This window comes from Microbacterium sp. Cr-K20, assembly GCF_000708325.1.
Taxonomy (GTDB): Bacteria; Actinomycetota; Actinomycetes; order Actinomycetales; family Microbacteriaceae; genus Microbacterium.
In genome coordinates this window covers 95,877-112,139 of record NZ_JARE01000043.1, presented here as the reverse complement: position 1 = coordinate 112,139, position 16,263 = coordinate 95,877, and the positions used below count along the sequence as shown (strand labels likewise).

The 16,263-nt window shown below is 70.4% G+C and carries 14 protein-coding genes; 7 read left to right on the top strand and 7 right to left on the bottom strand.

All coding sequences use genetic code 11. The annotated features are described in order from the left end of the window. Nucleotides 1-11: 11 nt before the first annotated feature. From GZ67_RS0107425 to GZ67_RS0107415, 3 genes are all read right to left on the bottom strand, one after another. The gene (locus tag GZ67_RS0107425; protein ID WP_029264336.1) at nt 12-932 is read right to left on the bottom strand and encodes a J domain-containing protein; all 921 of its coding nucleotides are present in this window, start codon (nt 930-932) and stop codon (nt 12-14) included. Nucleotides 933-1,010: 78 nt separating this feature from the next. Beyond that, nucleotides 1,011-1,664 (bottom strand): IMPACT family protein, encoded by a 654-nt coding sequence (locus GZ67_RS0107420; protein WP_029264337.1) that lies wholly within the window; start codon nt 1,662-1,664, stop codon nt 1,011-1,013. A 30-nt stretch (nt 1,665-1,694) separates the two neighbouring features. Further along, the gene (locus GZ67_RS0107415) at nt 1,695-2,681 is read right to left on the bottom strand and encodes an aldo/keto reductase (protein ID WP_029264338.1); all 987 of its coding nucleotides are present in this window, start codon (nt 2,679-2,681) and stop codon (nt 1,695-1,697) included. A gap of 200 nt (nt 2,682-2,881) precedes the next feature. Here GZ67_RS0107415 and GZ67_RS0107410 point away from each other — a divergent pair, with 200 nt between their 5' ends. The 3 genes from GZ67_RS0107410 to GZ67_RS0107400 are packed head-to-tail and all read left to right on the top strand — an operon-like array spanning nt 2,882 to nt 6,907. Beyond that, entirely contained in the window at nt 2,882-5,014 is a 2,133-nt protein-coding gene (locus GZ67_RS0107410) for an MMPL family transporter (RefSeq protein WP_029264339.1), read from the top strand. Beyond that, a complete protein-coding gene (locus GZ67_RS0107405) occupies nt 4,980-6,287 on the top strand; it encodes a sensor histidine kinase (RefSeq protein ID WP_029264340.1) in 1,308 nt (435 codons plus the stop codon). Before GZ67_RS0107410 ends, GZ67_RS0107405 begins: the two co-directional genes overlap by 35 nt. Further along, the gene (locus tag GZ67_RS0107400) at nt 6,284-6,907 is read left to right on the top strand and encodes a response regulator (protein WP_029264341.1); all 624 of its coding nucleotides are present in this window, start codon (nt 6,284-6,286) and stop codon (nt 6,905-6,907) included. The genes GZ67_RS0107405 and GZ67_RS0107400 overlap by 4 nt, the downstream gene beginning before the upstream one ends. Before the next feature lie 48 nt (nt 6,908-6,955). On the opposite strand, the gene cycA is transcribed toward GZ67_RS0107400, so the two are convergent. After that, nucleotides 6,956-8,431, bottom strand: a complete 1,476-nt coding sequence (cycA, locus tag GZ67_RS0107395; RefSeq protein ID WP_029273840.1) for a D-serine/D-alanine/glycine transporter — start codon at nt 8,429-8,431, stop codon at nt 6,956-6,958. A 155-nt stretch (nt 8,432-8,586) separates the two neighbouring features. Here cycA and GZ67_RS0107390 point away from each other — a divergent pair, with 155 nt between their 5' ends. Together GZ67_RS0107390 and GZ67_RS0107385 are read left to right on the top strand one after the other, a co-directional pair. Then, the gene (locus GZ67_RS0107390) at nt 8,587-10,059 is read left to right on the top strand and encodes an MATE family efflux transporter (RefSeq protein ID WP_029264343.1); all 1,473 of its coding nucleotides are present in this window, start codon (nt 8,587-8,589) and stop codon (nt 10,057-10,059) included. Nucleotides 10,060-10,196: 137 nt separating this feature from the next. Continuing rightward, entirely contained in the window at nt 10,197-10,613 is a 417-nt protein-coding gene (locus GZ67_RS0107385; RefSeq protein ID WP_136025786.1) for a hypothetical protein, read from the top strand. A 4-nt stretch (nt 10,614-10,617) separates the two neighbouring features. On the opposite strand, the gene GZ67_RS0107380 is transcribed toward GZ67_RS0107385, so the two are convergent. After that, nucleotides 10,618-12,327, bottom strand: a complete 1,710-nt coding sequence (locus GZ67_RS0107380) for an AMP-binding protein (RefSeq protein WP_029264345.1) — start codon at nt 12,325-12,327, stop codon at nt 10,618-10,620. A gap of 64 nt (nt 12,328-12,391) precedes the next feature. Further along, nucleotides 12,392-12,859, bottom strand: a complete 468-nt coding sequence (locus GZ67_RS0107375) for an Lrp/AsnC family transcriptional regulator (RefSeq protein ID WP_029264346.1) — start codon at nt 12,857-12,859, stop codon at nt 12,392-12,394. Nucleotides 12,860-12,971: 112 nt separating this feature from the next. Between GZ67_RS0107375 and GZ67_RS0107370 the strand changes: the two genes are divergently transcribed. Next, on the top strand, nt 12,972-14,213 hold the full coding sequence (locus tag GZ67_RS0107370) for a trans-sulfuration enzyme family protein (RefSeq protein ID WP_081859926.1): 1,242 nt from the start codon (nt 12,972-12,974) through the stop codon (nt 14,211-14,213). Here the strand turns inward: GZ67_RS0107370 and GZ67_RS0107365 are convergent. Continuing rightward, nucleotides 14,147-14,614: an acyl-CoA thioesterase gene (locus tag GZ67_RS0107365; protein WP_051662413.1), complete on the bottom strand. Its 468-nt coding sequence runs from the start codon at nt 14,612-14,614 to the stop codon at nt 14,147-14,149. The genes GZ67_RS0107370 and GZ67_RS0107365 overlap by 67 nt on opposite strands. A 215-nt stretch (nt 14,615-14,829) precedes the next feature. On the opposite strand from GZ67_RS0107365, the gene GZ67_RS0107360 reads away from it, so the two are divergent. Beyond that, complete coding sequence (locus GZ67_RS0107360) at nt 14,830-16,257, top strand: hypothetical protein (protein ID WP_168380821.1); 1,428 nt, start codon at nt 14,830-14,832, stop codon at nt 16,255-16,257. Nucleotides 16,258-16,263 lie beyond the last annotated feature (6 nt).

Here is a 16,263-nt window from a genome sequence, read left to right as displayed (position 1 = left end):
CGGCCTCCGAGTCAGACGAAGCGCACGGTCTGCTGCAGTCGGGTGCGCACGTCGAACAGCTCGTTGCCGCCGATGGCCCGCGCCTGCGGAACTCCCTGACGCAGCACCATGGCGAGCGCACTGCGCCGCACCACCACGACCGGGACGCCCCGGGTCGTGCCGAGCGGGGTGACCGCCTGGGAGAGGTCGTCGTCGGGCAGCACGATGATCGCACCGCCGAACTTCACGCGGGCGGCCTTGGCGACCGTGCGCATCCGCCCGAGCGCGGCGGTCACGGGCGCGCGGGTGCCGAGGCTCGGACCGGTGATCTCGCCGCGGCGGAAGCCGACGACCCCGCCGAAGTCCTCCGACATGACGCCGTACAGACCCGAGGGGCCCAGCACCACGTGGTCGAGCTTGTCGTCGGCGGTGGCTCCCGCGGCGACGTCGTGCCACACCGTGAAGCCCATGCCCAGGTCGGACACCGTGCGCGCGGTCGCCTCTTCCGCCAGCGCATCGGCGAGGAGCCGGCGCAGATCCCGCGGCGCCGAGCGCACGAGTGCGGGGTCGTAGGGATCGGGGACCTCGACGCCACGGCCGGCCCATTCGCGGATGAGGTCGAGGTAGCGCTCGCGCCGCCAGCCGCCGGGGTGGCCGTACGACCGGGCGCGGGGGCGGGTGTCGGTGCGGGTCGGCGGCGGCCGCCATCCGCTCCACTCGGAGCCCGCCTCATGGGTCACACCGGTTCGGCGGTCGTAGGCGGCGCGGCCCTCGGCAGTGCCGATCAGCTCCCAGGCGCGCTGCACCTGGATGAAGATCGCCGCGTCGCCACCGGTGTCGGGGTGGGTCTGACGCAGGCGCAGACGGTAGGCGCGGCGCAGCTCGACGTCGTCGACGCCGGGGTCGACCTCGAGGATCTCGTAGGCCGAAGCCGAGAGCGGACTGTCGAACATCGCTCTCCCTCCGCGACCGCGGCATCCAGGATATCCGCCGATCCTTGTGGTTTCGCCGATCCCGCCGGCCTCGATGGTTCAGTCGGGGACGTCGACGATGCGCTCGACGCCCAGCACGGGGACGACCGCACCGGCGGATGCTGCGGCCAGGTCATCGGTGAGCCTCGGAAGCTCCGCCTCGGGCGCCCACAGCTCGAGCGTGGCAATCGCCGCGTAGGTCGGCTCGCCCAGCGTCGCACCGTGATGCCCCGCCCAGTCGCGCAGCAGGTTGTCGTAGCGCCCGGCATCCGCATGCGGCACCTCGAGCGTCACCTGTCGGAGCGCCGCACGCCGCACCAGGGTCGCCAGGTCGAGCGTCTCGGACACCGCCGAGGAGTAAGCGCGCACGAGACCGCCCGCTCCGAGCTTCACACCGCCGAAGTACCGTGTCACCACCGCGACCACGTCGGTCAGCTCCCGGCGCCGCAGCACCTCCAGCATCGGGATGCCCGCGGTGCCCGAGGGCTCTCCGTCATCCGACGATCGCGCCTGATCACCGAGCAGACCGGTGATCATCGCGGTGCAGTTGTGGTTCGCGTCCCAGGCCCGCTTGCGGATGCCGGCGATCACCGCATCGGCCTGCTCGACCGACGAGACCGGCTCGATGCGGGTGAGGAAGCGCGACTTGCGGATGACCGTCTCGTGCTCGACCGTGGCCGCGATGGTCGCGGGGTAGCTGCGGGCGGAGGTCACCCGCCTCACGATACCGAGGCCGTCGGCGTCTCAACGGTCGACGAACGCCATCTGCTGCGGGTTGTAGCGGTCGCCGGCCACACCGATGCGGGCGGCCAGGGTCGACAGGTCGGCGACCTCGTCGGCGGACAGCGCGGTGGCGGTGCTGCCTGCGTTCTCGGCGATGCGCGCGGTGCGCCGGGTGCCGGGGATGGGCACGATCCACGGCTGCTGGGCGAGCAGCCAGGCGAGGGCGATCTGGCCCGGGGTGGCCTCCTTCGTCGCGGCCAGCTCGGCGACGTGCGCCACGAGCGCCTGGTTCGCCGCCCGGTTCTCGGCCGTGAAGCGGGGGATCGTGGCGCGGATGTCGCCGGCCGCGAAGTCCGCAGCGGTGTCGACCGTGCCGGTCAGGAACCCCTTGCCGAGCGGGCTGAAGGGCACGAACCCGATGCCGAGCTCGGCCAGCACCGGAAGGACCTCCGCCTCCGGCTCGCGCGTCCACAGCGAGTATTCGCTCTGCAGCGCGGTCACCGGATGCACGGCATGGGCGCGGCGGATGGTGTCGGCCGAGGCCTCCGAGAGTCCGAAGTGGCGCACCTTGCCCTCGGCGATCAGCTCGCCCACGGTGCCGGCCACGTCTTCGATCGGCACGTCGGGGTCGACACGATGCTGGTAGAAGAGGTCGATCACATCGGTCCGCAGACTCCGCAGCGATGCCTCGGCCACCCGGCGGATCTGCTCGGGGCGGCTGTTCAGCCCGACACTCTTTCCGTCTTCGATGGCCCACCCGAACTTGGTCGCGATGACGACCCTGTCGCGGATCGGCTCGAGCGCCTCACCGACGAGCTCCTCGTTCACGTACGGGCCGTACACCTCGGCCGTGTCGAAGAAGTCCACGCCGTGATCGAGGGCGGATCGCAGCACGGCGATCATGTCTTCGCGGCTGCCGGGGTTCGGGCCGTAGCTCTGCGACATCCCCATGCAGCCGAGTCCGACCGCCGAGACCTGGAGGCCCTGTCCGAGAGTGCGTGTGTGCATGAGTCGTCCTTTCGTCTTCGCCGCGGGTGCGATCCGCGACTGTGGAACCGACGCTACGCCCGGTGGTCGCGACGAGGGAGGGCCTGACGGAACCCCTCTGACCGCGACCCTCCGGCGGCGCGGGCATCCATCGAACGATGGAGACGCGTCTCACCCTCCCGCCCGATCCTCCTCGGCGCCGTCGCGGCTGGACTGGACCCATGCTCCGCACCCTCCGCTCTCTTCCGCTGTGGCTCACCTCTCGACGCGGCGGGTGGATCTCCCTGCTGATCGCGGTCGTGGCTTTCACCGCCCTCCTCGGTGCCCTTGGCCGCGCGTCTCTGCCCGCCGGCAGCGACGTCGCCCCTCCGGACTCGGACTCCGCTCGAGCGGCGGCCCTCGCCGAGCAGTTCCCCGACGCGGACGAGCACACCGTGCTGCTGGTCGCGGCTCGAGACGACGGCGGACAGCTCGGCGACGCAGACCTCGCGGCACTCGGCTCCCTCGCGGCCGACGTCGGAGCAGAGACCGGGCACGATCCGCACGGTCCGATCGTCAGTGACGACGGGGAGGCCGCGGTCGTCCAGGCGACGCTGACGCTGGACGAGAACGAGGACGATGCCGCCGCGGATGCCGTGCACGACCTGCGCGACGCGGTGGCGCAGCATCCGATCGACGGTGTGACGGTGCAGGTCACGGGTGGCCCCGCGTTCGGGGTGGACGTCGCGTCCGCGTTCGACGGCGCCGACTTCACGCTGCTGATGGTGACGCTGGGGATCGTCGCACTGCTGCTCATCGTCACCTACCGCTCGCCCGTGCTGTGGATCATCCCGCTCGTGGTGGTCGCGCTCGCCGACCAGCTGGCGAACAAGGCGACGGCGGCGATCGGAGCCGGACTCGGGTTGCAGTTCGACTCCGGGATCGTGAGCGTCCTCGTCTTCGGCGCCGGGACGAACTATGCCCTGCTCCTCATCTCGCGCTACCGCGAAGAGCTCGCGCTCGACACCGACCACCGGCGCGCACTGGTCGCCGCCTGGCGTGCGACCGTGCCCGCGATCGTCGCCTCGAACGTCACCGTGGTCCTCGCTCTCTCGACGCTCGCCCTCGCGGTGATTCCCGGCACCCGCGGACTCGGGATCGCTTCGGCGGTGGGCCTGCTGATCGCGCTCGCCGCGGTGCTGCTGGTGCTTCCGCCGGCTCTCGCCGTGTGCGGCCGCCGCCTCTTTTGGCCGTTCGCCCCGCGCGTGGGCGGTGGCGCCGCGACCGGTCGAGTGTGGGGCGCCGTCGCCGAACGCGTCTCCCGGCGCCCCTGGGTGCCGCTGGTCGGTGGGCTCGCGCTGCTCGGCGTCCTCGCCGGAGGCCTCGCCGGCGTGTCCGTCGGTCTCACGCAGGTCGAGAAGTTCCGCGTCGAGTCCGAATCGGCGGCAGGGCTCACCGTGCTCGGCGAGCACTTCCCCGCGGGCGAGGCGCAGCCGATGATCGTGATCGGTGACACGGCTGAGACCGAGGCGCTGACCGAGGCCGTCGAAGACGTGCCGGGTGTGCTCCGGGTGTTCGCGACGGGGGAGAGCGCCGACGGAGCCCTCACGCGGCTGCTCGTCGTCGGTGAACCGGCTCCGGGAACCACCGAGAGCCTCGATCTGGTGAGCGCCGTGCGCGAGGCCGCGGTCACGGTGCCGGATGCCGACGCCGTGGTGGGTGGACCGGTCGCGGCGGATCTCGACGCCCGCGAGGGCAATCAACGCGACCTGCTGTTGATCGTCCCGCTCGTGCTCGCGGTCAGTCTGCTCGTGCTCATCGTGCTGTTGCGCTCCCTGGTGGCGCCCGTGCTGCTGCTCGCGGTGAACATCCTCAGCGCGGTCGCGGCGATCGGCGCAGGCACCTGGCTGAGCCGGGTCGTGTTCGGATGGGACGCGCTCGACCTGCAGGTCCCGCTGCTGTCGTTCCTGTTCCTGGTGGCGCTCGGCATCGACTACACGATCTTCCTGGTCCATCGGGCGCGCGTCGAGGCGCAGACGGTCGGCACGCGGCAGGGGATGGTGCGTGCGCTCACGGCGACGGGCGGCGTGATCACCAGCGCCGGCGTCGTGCTCGCGGCGGTGTTCGCCGCGCTCGGGCTGCTGCCCCTGGTCACGCTCGGACAGATCGGACTCATCGTCGGGATCGGGGTGCTCGTCGACACCTTCGTCGTGCGCACCCTGGTGGTCCCCGCGCTGTTCGCGATCGTCGGGGAGCGGATGTGGTGGCCGGGGAAGGTCGGGAGGGGCGGATCCCGCGCCGATCGGGGTGCAGATCGGCCGCACGGGGGAGAATACGAGGATGCCGCAGTCGCCACCTCTCCCGACGCGAGCTGAGCGCACCGCCCGTAACGAGCGGGCGGACGGATTCCGCACCCCGCGCACGTGGGCGAGCCTGGTCGGATCCATCCGCATCGGCCAGGCCGTCATCACGGTCGTGCTGCTCGTGATCGGCGCCTGGCGCGCGGCAGTCGATGGGGTTCCGCTGCCGTGGGTGCTCGCCGTGTCGCTCGTGTTCCTCGGCTGGTACGGCGGCGGCCTGCTGCTCAGCGAGCGCACGTCCGACCGCCGTCTGGCGACCTGGTGGCTGCTCGGGCTGACGCTCATCTGGCTCGGAGCGGTCGTCGTCTCGCCCGAGTTCGTGTGGCTCGCCTTCCCGCTGTGGCTGCTGGCCGGATTCGTGATGCGACTGCGGTGGGCACTGCTGCTGAGCGCGGCGATCCTCGCGGTCGTGGTGACCGCCCCGCTGCTGCACACCGGCACCACGACCTATGCGAACGTGATCGGGCCCCTCGTGGGCGGCGTCTTCGCGCTGGGGATCTCGCGCGGGTACCTCGAGCTCGTCCGTGACGGGAGGGAGCGTCGTCGACTGATCGCCTCGCTCGTCGCGACCCAGGAGGAGATGTCGGCGCTCCAGGACGAGCTCGCCCGCACCCAACGCGAGTCCGGCGCGAGTGAGGAGCGCACCCGGGTGTCGCGCGACATCCACGACACCGTGGCCCAGAGCGTGTCGTCGATCGGGATGCTGGCGCGCTCGGCCCTGGAGGCGGACGATCCCGAGCAGCGCACCCGTGCCCTCGAGCAGATCGGGGCGCTGGCCGCGGAGGGGTTGGCGGATGCGCGACGCATCGTGAACGCGCTGATGCCGGCCGAACTCGAATCCACGGCCCTCGGCGACGCGCTCGCCCGGATGCTGGAGCGCCTGATCGACGAGACCGGGATCGAGGCGACCCTGCACGCCGACGACGACCTGCCGGCGCTCGGCATCGACGTCGAGGTCGCCCTGCTGCGGACGGCGCAGTCGGCCCTCGCGAACGTCCGCTCGCACGCATCCGCGTCGCGCGTCGTGGTGACCCTGGCCGATGCCGGCGACGCGGTGCGGCTCGACATCGTCGACGACGGCATCGGGTTCGACGCGAGGCACTGGGACGCGCAGGGCGGCGTCGGCGGCCAGGGTGGCGGCTACGGACTGCGCTCGATGCGGGCACGGCTGCGGGAACTCGGCGGAGGGCTCGATCTGGAGAGCGCCCCGGGCGACGGCACCGCGCTCTCTGCGCACGTCCCGCTCGGCGGCACGGTGCAGGCGCGACGGAACGGGGGCGAAGGATGACCGCGGTGCGCGTGCTGCTCGTCGACGATCACCCGATCGTCCGGGCCGGGGTGCGATCGCTGTTCGATCACCGCGACGACGTCGAGGTGGTCGGCGAGGCGGCTTCCGGAGAGGAAGCCGTGGTTCTCGCCCGGCACCTGCATCCCGATGTCGTGCTGTGCGACTTGCGGCTCGGCGAGGGCATGGACGGCGTGCAGACGACTGCCGCGCTTCGTGCCCAGCATCCGGCACCCGCCGTGCTGATCCTGACGACGTTCGACCGCGACGCCGAGATCCTCGGTGCGATCGAGGCGGGAGCGGCGGGGTACCTGCTCAAGGATGTCGCTCCGGACGACATCGTGCGGGCGATCCGCCAGGCCGCTTCCGGCGGACTCGTGCTCACCCCCGAGCTCAGCGAGCGGGTCGTGCAGGTCATGCGCGCGCCGCGGGTGCGGCTCACCGACCGCGAGCTCGACGTGCTCCGGCTGCTCGATACCGGCGCATCGAACCGCGAGATCGCGAAGACCCTGTTCGTGACCGAGGCCACCGTGAAGACCCACCTCGTGCACGTGTTCGAGAAGTTCGGCGCCGACAGTCGCGCCCGCGCCATCGCGATCGCCCGCGACACCGGGCTCCTCTGAGCGGGCCCACCCCGCGCCGATCCTGAGGGCGACCGAGGCGGCCGGAGCTCAGTCCGTGTCCGCCTCGACCGAGTCGTCGCGCAGGTGCGCGATGTGCGCGGCGTGCCGGGCGAGATGGTTCGGCGACCTCCGCACGAACAGCCACGCCACGAACAGCAGCACGAACCAGATCGGCGTGACCAACAGCGCGGTCAGCGTGTCGGGCTGCGTGGTCAGCGCCCACAGGACGAACACGAAGAACGCGAGCACCACGTAGACCATGAACACCCCGCCCGGCATCCGGAACGTCGACGCGGCGACCTTGTCCTTGCGGGTGCGCCGGTACACGAGGTAGCTGCACAGGAAGATCGTCCACACGAACATGAAGCACAGCGCCGAGACCGTGGTCACCATGTCGAAGGCCGTGCCGATGTCCTTGCCCGCGTAGAGCAGCACGACGCCGGAGAGCAGCAGGATGCACGAGAGGAACAGGGCGTTCTGCGGCACGCGGCGGCGCGAGAGTCGGCCGAAGATCCGCGGGGCATCCCCGTCCTGTGCGAGGCCGAACACCATGCGCGAGGTCGAGTAGATGCCGGAGTTGGCGCTCGACATCGCCGAGGTCAGCACGACCAGGTTCACGACCGTCGCCGCGATGCCGAGTCCGGCGAGGGCGAACATCGCGATGAACGGACTCTCGCCGGCGACGTACTCGGTCCACGGGGTCACCGCCATCAGCACGATGAGTGCGCCCACGTAGAACAGCAGGATGCGGATCGGGATCGCGTTGATCGCCTTCGGCAGATTGCGCTTCGGGTCCTTGGTCTCGGCGGCCGCGGTGCCGACGAGCTCGACGCCGACGAACGCGAACACGGCGATCTGGAATCCCGCGACGAAGCCCATGAAGCCGTGCGGGAACATGCCGCCGTGATCCCACAGGTTCGAGAAGCTGGCGGTCCCCGCCTCGTGCTGGAAGCCGGTGAAGATCATCACCAGACCGGTGACGATGAGGGCGACGATCGCGACGATCTTGATCAGCGCGAACCAGAACTCCATCTCGCCGAACGCGGCGACGGTCGGCAGGTTCAGGGCGAGCAGGATCACGATCACGAGGACGCCCGGGATCCACAACGGGACGCCGGGGATGAGCGCATCCGTGTAGCCCGCGATCGCGATCACGTCGGCGACGCCGGTGACCACCCAGCAGAACCAGTAGGTCCACCCGGTGAAGAATCCCGCCCACGGCCCGAGCAGATCGCTCGCGAAGTCACTGAACGACTTGTACTTGAGGTTCGACAGCAGCAGTTCGCCCATCGCCCGCATGACGAAGAACAGCATGAAGCCGATGATCATGTAGACGAAGATCACCGATGGTCCTGCCACCGAGATCGTCTTGCCGCTGCCCATGAACAGGCCGGTTCCGATCGCGCCGCCGATCGCGAGCAGCTGGATGTGGCGGTTGCTCAGCGCGCGCCGCAGGTGCTGCTCCTCCCCATCGGCATCGACATCGGGCGTGCTTCCGGTTCCCCCCGGGTGCTGCTTCGTCACTCTCGTCCTCCGGCCTACGTCGACGGTTTGGCTCCGACGGTACCTTTCGCCTCCCCGACCGACAGAATCGAGATCAGGGATACCGCTGCGCCGAATCGATTCGATAGGCTTGTTCGAGCCCCGATCCGTCCCCCAGTTCTGCGAGCCGCTCCTTCATGGCCACCTCCCTCACCACGGGCCGCCCGTGGCGCGTCATCCTCGCCTTCTCCATCCCGCTGCTCCTCGGCAACGTGGTGCAGCAGCTGTACCAGTTCGCCGACGCGATCGTCGTCGGACGGCACCTCGGCGTCACCTCCCTCGCGGCGGTGGGCGCGACCGGCAGCCTGCTGTTCCTGCTGCTCGGCTTCGCCTGGGGTCTGACGAGCGGATTCGCGATCCCCATCGCGCAGGCCTTCGGTGCGCGGGACGATGCGGCCGTACGCCGCTCGGTGGCCACGGGTGTGTTCCTCAGTGCCATCACGAGCGTGATCCTGACGGTCGCAGCCCCCCTCCTCGCCGGCCCGATCCTCACCCTGCTGCAGACGCCTCCGGAGCTGATGGCCGAAGCCACGATCTTCACGCAGATCAGCTTCCTCGGTGCCAGCGCGACGATGTTCTTCAACTACCTCTCCGCGATCATCCGCGCGATCGGCGACTCCAAGACGCCGCTGGTGTTCCTCACCGTCTCGTGCGCGCTGAACGTCGGGCTCGTCGTGCTGATGGTCGGTCCCCTCGAATGGGGCGTGGGCGGTGCCGCTCTCGCGACCGTGGTCGCACAGGCCGTCTCGGTGGCGCTCTGCCTCGAGTTCGTCCGCCGGCGCCTGCCGATGCTGCACCTGCGTCGTGCCGACTGGCGGATCACCGGGGACGACATCGCCGAGCACCTGCGCCTCGGCCTGCCCATGGGCTTCCAGGCGTCGATCATCGCGATCGGCACACTCACGGTGCAGGTCGCGCTGAACACCCTCGGGGCCGACGCCGTCGCCGCCTACACGACCGGTTCCCGGGTCGACAGCCTCGCGGTCGCGCTGCTGTCGTCGCTGGGCCTCGCGGTCTCGATGTACGCCGCGCAGAACCACGGTGGCCGCCGCCCCGACCGCATCCGTCGCGGAGTCGTCGAGGCGACCTGGATGGCGGTCGCCGCCGGTGTGGTGCTCGGTGGCCTGCTGATCGCGTTCGGCGCCCCGATGGTGCGACTGTTCATCGGTGCGGGATCGGACGACGTCGTCGACATGGCCCACCGGATGCTCATCATCAACGGCTGCGGCTACTGGGCGCTGGGCATGCTGTTCGTGCTGCGCGGCGCACTGCAGGGACTCGGCCACACTCTCGTGCCCACCGTGACCGGGGTGATCGAGCTGGTGATGCGCGTGGGGGCGGCCATCGTGCTGGGCGCGTGGATCGGGTTCGACGGCGTCGCGCTGAGCAACCCACTCGCCTGGGTGGGCGCGATCGTGCTGCTGGTCCCGGCCTACGTGCGGGCACACCGCGAGCTCGGACGGCTTCCGGTCGCGCCGGCCGAGGCCACCGAGACCTCGGCGATCGCGATCGTCGGACCGACCGACGGCTCGATGGTCGTGGATGCCGTCGTCACCCAGCCGGTGCGCGTCGTCCGCCCCCGTCGGCTGCGGTGGCCGAGCCGCCGCTGACCCCGCCCCGCTCCGTGTTCCGCGTCGGCAGATCTCCGTCTGCAGGATGATGCGGATGGGACTTGAGACGGATGGCCTTTCCGCGACACACTTCTAGTGTCGAGGTAGCGGAGTTTCCGCTGGACCGGGGGGTCGTCATGACGACAATGAGAGTGGCCAACGATTTGGCCGAAGTGATGGTGCCGATCGGCTACGTGGGTGCGGCCATCGCCGGTGCCTGTGCGATCGTCGCTGCGGTCGCGGTCATCCGGAGCTCTGGAGGGCTCGTCGGGGGTGCGGTCGGCGTATGGATCGTGGGCGCGCTGATGAGCTTCACCGCGTCGTTCGCGCAGCAGTGGCTGCCGTTGATATTGGCGTGCGCCTCGCTCGTGGGCATGCTCGTCATCGGCGGGGTCGTGCGGGCCATCATGAGTGCGGCCGGAGCCGGGCGGACGAACGAGGCGGCGGCCGATGCACTGCCCCGGGCGGTCTCCCCGACCGCGCCGGCAGTCGTGTCGAAGCGGACGCTCGCGACGAAGTCCGCCGCGACGGCGTCGATCCCGGTGGTGTCCTGAGCGCTCAGCGGTAGTCGCGGTCGCGGTGCTGTCCGGTCTCGTCGCCGGATCCGACCCGTGCCGCTTCCCGCGCACGCAGCTCGACGCGGCGGATCTTGCCGGAGATCGTCTTCGGCAGCTCGGGGACGAACTCGATGATCCGCACCCACAGGTGCGACGACAGGCGGTCGTGTGCGTAGGCGAAGATCGCGCGAGCCGCGTCTTCCGCGCCGTCGGTGGCATCCGGGGTCAGGCAGACGTACGCCTTCGGCACGGCCAGACGCGTCGGATCGGGGCTCGGAATCACGGCCGCCTCGATCACCAGGTCGTGCTCGAGCAGCACCGACTCGAGTTCGAACGGGGAGATCTTGTAGTCGGAGGCCTTGAACACGTCGTCCGAGCGACCGATGTACGTGAGGTAGCCGTCGTCGTCGCACACCGCGATGTCGCCGGTGTGGTGGAAGCCGCCCGCCCGGGACTCGGCCGTCTTCGCGGGGTCGTCGTAGTACCCGGCCATGAGTCCGAGCGGCGGTTGGGACAGGTCGAGCGCGATCTCCCCCTCGCTTTCGACGACGTCTCCGGTGACCGGGTCGAGCAGCACGACAGGGTAGCCGGGCAGCGGGCGTCCCATCGACCCGACCTTGACGGGCTGGCCGGGGGAGTTGCCGATGCAGGCCGTCATCTCGGTCTGTCCGAACCCGTCGCGGATCGTGCCGCCCCAGGCCTCGCGCACGCGGTCGATGACCTCGGGGTTCAACGGCTCGCCCGCTCCGACGAGTTCGCGCGGCGGGTGGGTGAGACGCGCGAGGTCGGCCTGGATCAACATCCGCCACACGGTCGGCGGCGCGCAGAACGTCGACACGTGATGGGTGTCCATGACCTGCATGAGGGTGTTCGCGTCGAAGCGGTCGTAGTTGTAGACGAACACGGTCGCCTCGGCCAGGAACGGCGAGTAGAAGCTCGACCAGGCGTGCTTCGCCCAGCCGGGGGACGAGATGTTGAGGTGCACGTCGTCGGGGCGCACGCCGAGCCACCACATGGTCGAAAGGTGCCCGACCGGGTAGGAGACGTGGGTGTGCTGCACGAGCTTCGGCCGGTTCGTGGTGCCCGAGGTGAAGTAGAGCAGTGCGGTGTCGGTCGCGGCGGTCGGCCCATCGGGTTCGAAGGCGTTCGGCGCGTCGGTCGAGTCGGTGAAGCGCGCCCACTCCGCCGGGATGCCGTCGCCGACGCCGATGCGGAGGATGCCGGGGGCGATGTCCGCGAGCCGATCGGCGAGCGGGCCGAGGGTGACGACCGCGCCGGCTCGACCGTGTTCGACGCGGTATGCGAGATCGGAGGCGGAGAGCAGGGTCGAGGTCGGGATCGACACGGCGCCGATCTTCGTGATCGCCAGCATCACCTCCCACAGCTCGATCGTGTTGTTGAGCATCACGATCACGTGGTCGCCGCGTCGGATGCCGAGACCGGTGAGCCAGGCCGCGACCTGATCGGAGCGCGTCGAAAGCTCGCCGTAGGTCCAGGTGCGCAGGCTCAGGTCGGCCTCGACGATCTGCACGGCCGGCCGGTCGGGGTTCTCGCCGGCGATCACGTCGAACCACTCGAGTGCGAAGTTGAACTCGTCGACCTCAGGCCAGGCGAACCCCGCACGGGCCGCGGCGTAGTCGGTGGCGTTCGCGAAGAGGAAGTCCCGCATCTCGCGAATGGTGTGCGTGGCGGCGGTGGCGCTGCGGCTCATGGTGCTCCCTTGCTCCGGTGCGGACGTGCATTCCATCTTCGCGCAGGTCACCCGGATCCCGGGGTCACCGCGGCAGGACGCCCGGACCGTCGCGCAGCTCGAACACGAGCTGGGTCTCGGTGCCGCGCACGACCGGGTGCACCGTGATGTGCTCCAGCACGATGTCGCGGAGGGCGGTCGCGTCCTGCACCGCCACGTGCACCAAGAAGTCGTCGACTCCTGCCACATGGAAGACCTGCAGCACCCGCGGGACGCTCGCGAGTGCGTCGAACAGCGCCGTCACCTTGGCGCCGGTGTGATTGGCGAGGCGCACCTTGATGATCGCCTGCAGGGGGAAGCCGAGGGCCGCCCCGTCGATGCGGATGCGGGTGTCGCGGATCACGCCCCGCTCGCGCAGCGCCCGCACGCGGTGCGCACACGTCGACTCGGCGAGGCCGAGCCGATGCGCCAGGGCCTTGTTGGTCGTCTCGGCATCACGGGTGAGGACCGCCAGCAGTTCGAGGTCGATCTCGTCGAGTTGCGCTTTCGCCAAGGTGCTCGCCTTTCGGATGCCGGATGCTGCACAGAATAGCGTTCAGAGGCAATTTTCTGGCGGCCTCTGTCGAGTTCCTGCGGATTCCTCGTGATTCCGGCAACGTGGAGGCATGACTGCACCGCTGCATCCCGACACCGTCGCCGTCCACAGCGGGCGCTCCGATCTCGAGGGTCTCGGGGTCCACGCGCTGCCGATCGACCTGTCGACCACGAACCCGCTGCCCGACATCGAGCGCGGTGGCGACTCCTACGAGGCGATGGCCACCGGAGGCCGCCCGCCCGCCGACGGCAGCATGGTCTACGCGCGGCTGTGGAACCCGACGGTCGCCCGGTTCGAAGAGGCGCTCGCCGAGCTCGAGCATGCCGAGGCAGCGGTGGCCTTCGCCTCGGGCATGGCCGCGATGACGGCCGTGATCCTCGCGCACACCGGCGCGACAGGTGCGCGCCACGTCGTCGCGGTGCGTCCGCTCTACGGTGGCACCGACCACCTGCTCGGGTCCGGTCTGCTCGGCGTCGAGACGACGTACTGCCACCCCGACGAGGTGGCCGCGTCCATGCGGTCCGACACCGGGCTCGTGGTCGTCGAGACCCCCGCGAACCCCACGCTCGACATCGCCGACATCGCCGACGTGGTGCGCCAGGCGGGTTCCGTGCCGGTGGTGGTCGACAACACGTTCGCGACCCCGATCCTGCAGAACCCGATCGACCTGGGCGCCGCGATGTCACTGCACAGCGCGACCAAATACCTCGGCGGCCACGGCGATGTCATCGCCGGAGTCGTCGCCTGCAGCGAAGAGACCGCGGAGGCGCTGCGCCGCGTGCGGGCGGTGACCGGGGGGCTCCTGCATCCACTCGGGGCGTACCTGCTGCACCGCGGTCTCACGACCCTGCCGGTGCGGGTGCGGCACCAACAGGAGAGCGCGCGGCGGGTGGTGCAGTGGTTGATCGACCGTCCCGAGGTCGCCGAGGTCTTCTATCCGGGGCTCGACGGAGACCCGCGCGGCATCCTCGAGCGACAGATGCGAGGGACGGGCGCGATGATCGCGATGCGGATGCGGGGCGGGTTCGCCGCGGCATCCGCGGTCACGACGGCGACGACGCTGTTCACGCACGCGGTCTCGCTCGGCGGGGTGGACTCGCTGATCCAGCATCCGGCCGCGCTCACGCACCGCCCGGTGCCGCCCGAGGCGCGCCCTGCCGCCGACGTGCTGCGTCTGTCGATCGGCCTCGAAGACGTCGACGACCTGATCGCCGATCTGTCTCAGGCGTTCGCGGCCGTGGCCGCTCAGGACGAGGGAAGTCGGATCGTCCCGGTCGCGATGCGCTCGGTGGGCATCCGGTCGCGGTCGTAGGTGATCTCGCGGTAGCCGTGCGGCGTCGGCACTCCGTCGTCATCGAGGCTGACGAACACGATCTTCTCGATCGTGAGGATGCGCCTGCGCGTGATCATGTTGCGGGCGACCGCGCGCATCGTCAATGACGTCGTGCCGAAATGCGTGGCCTGCAGGCCGATCTCGATCAGGTCGCCCAGCACCGCCGATGCCTCGAAGTTGATCTCCGAGATGTGCTTGGTGACCGCGCGGTAGTTGCCCAGCTGGACGATCGCGTAGATCGCCGCCTCCTCGTCGATCCACTTCAGCAGGCTCCCGCCGAACAGCGAGCCGTTCGCGTTGAGATCTTCGGGGCGCACCCACTTGCGCGTGCGGAAGTTGAGTCCGTCTTCCGACCACGCCGGTGTCTTCTGCTTCGCCATGGGCATGAGAGTAGGCGGGCAGTGAGTCCGCGATGTTACGGCTGGTTTTCCGGGGAGCGACAAGGGCTACCGGGCCACGTTTGTGGACTCACGACAAGAAACTGAGTCCCAGCGACTCTGAGACTTGGTTTCGAACGGCAAATCCGTGGGTCGCGTACCGGCGCGCCCATACAGTCGCCCGTGGCAACGACGCCACTGACCCCCGGGAGTCCTCGATGACGAGTACGAAACCCCACGCGCACGGCAACGGCATGCGCATCGCCGTGATCGTGCTCAGCCTGCTGTTGGCCACGATGGTGATCCTGTTCTTCGTGGTGACGAACAAGATCGCCGCCGGCGCCTCCGAACTCGCCGACGGGACCACGTCGGCGAAGAGCGGTTCGTCCGAGCTCGCGGCGGGTGCCGCCGACCTCTCGGACGGCGCCGATCAGCTCGCGGAAGGCAGCGACGACCTCGCGTCCGGCGCGGCCAGCGCGCAGGACGGCTCGCAGAAGGTGAGCGACGGGGCCACGAAGGCGGCGACCGGCGCGACGACTCTCGCGGAGGGCGCCGGAAGTCTCGCCACAGGCGCGGCCTCGGCCGTGGACGGCGCGGGCAGGGTCAGCGGGGGAGCGCAGACCGCGTTCACCGGAGCCCAGGAGCTCGCGTCGAAGATGGCGAAGGCGGATGCCGGAGCGCAGACCGTCGCGACGGGAGCAGCGAAGCTCGCGGCTGGGGTCGACGGTGCGCATCGATACACGAACGCCGTGCTCGCCGGTGCGGCCACCCTGAGCGACACGTTGACCGCCGGCGTGACCCCCTCGGTGCGCACCCTCGCCCACCCCGACACGAAGACTGCCCTCCAGGGCCTGGCCGCTACCGCCCCCGGCAACTCCCAGCAGCTCCGTGATGCCCTCGCCGCGATGTCGGCGGCGGACCCGGACAACGCGCAGCTGAAGGGGCTCGCTGCTCTCGCCGACGGTGTCGACAGGCAGGTGGATGCGATGGCGGCACCGACGGCGGCGGCCCCCGCGCTCGCGCAGGGACTCGTCGGCGCCGCAGACGGTGCGACGCGCGTCACGGCCGGTGTCGGGGCGATCGTGAACGGTGATCCCACGCAGGGGTGGCCCGGGACCGTCGCCCTCGTCGCCCCCCAGGCGGCCCCCGCCCTCGCCGCCGGGGCGCAGACCCTGAAGTCCGGCACCGCACAGCTCTCGGCGGGTGCCGCCAAGCTGGCATCGGGACTGCAGACGCTCTCTTCCGGAGCCTCCTCGCTGTACGCCGGAACCTCGAACCTCAGCGCCGGTGCGACCCGGCTGAACGACGGCGCGACCACGCTGGCCACCGGTATCGGCACGCTGCAGTCCGGAGCCGGTGATCTCGACGCGGGCATCGGAAAGCTGGCCGTCGGAGCCGATGCCGTGGCGCAGGGGTCGGGAGACCTCGCCGCGGGTGGCGACAAGCTCGAAGCCGGAGCCGCCGACCTCGCCGAGGGCAACGGCCTGATCGCGGAAGGATCCGGGACGCTCGCCACCGCGACGGCCGGAGCCGCGCCGTCGATCCTGCCCTGGATCCTCGGTATCGCGTTGGCCGGACTCGTGGCGATCGGCTTCTGGGTCGGCCACCGCGTCAGCCACCGTCGATCCCTGGCGCTGGCCGCCTGACCCCCA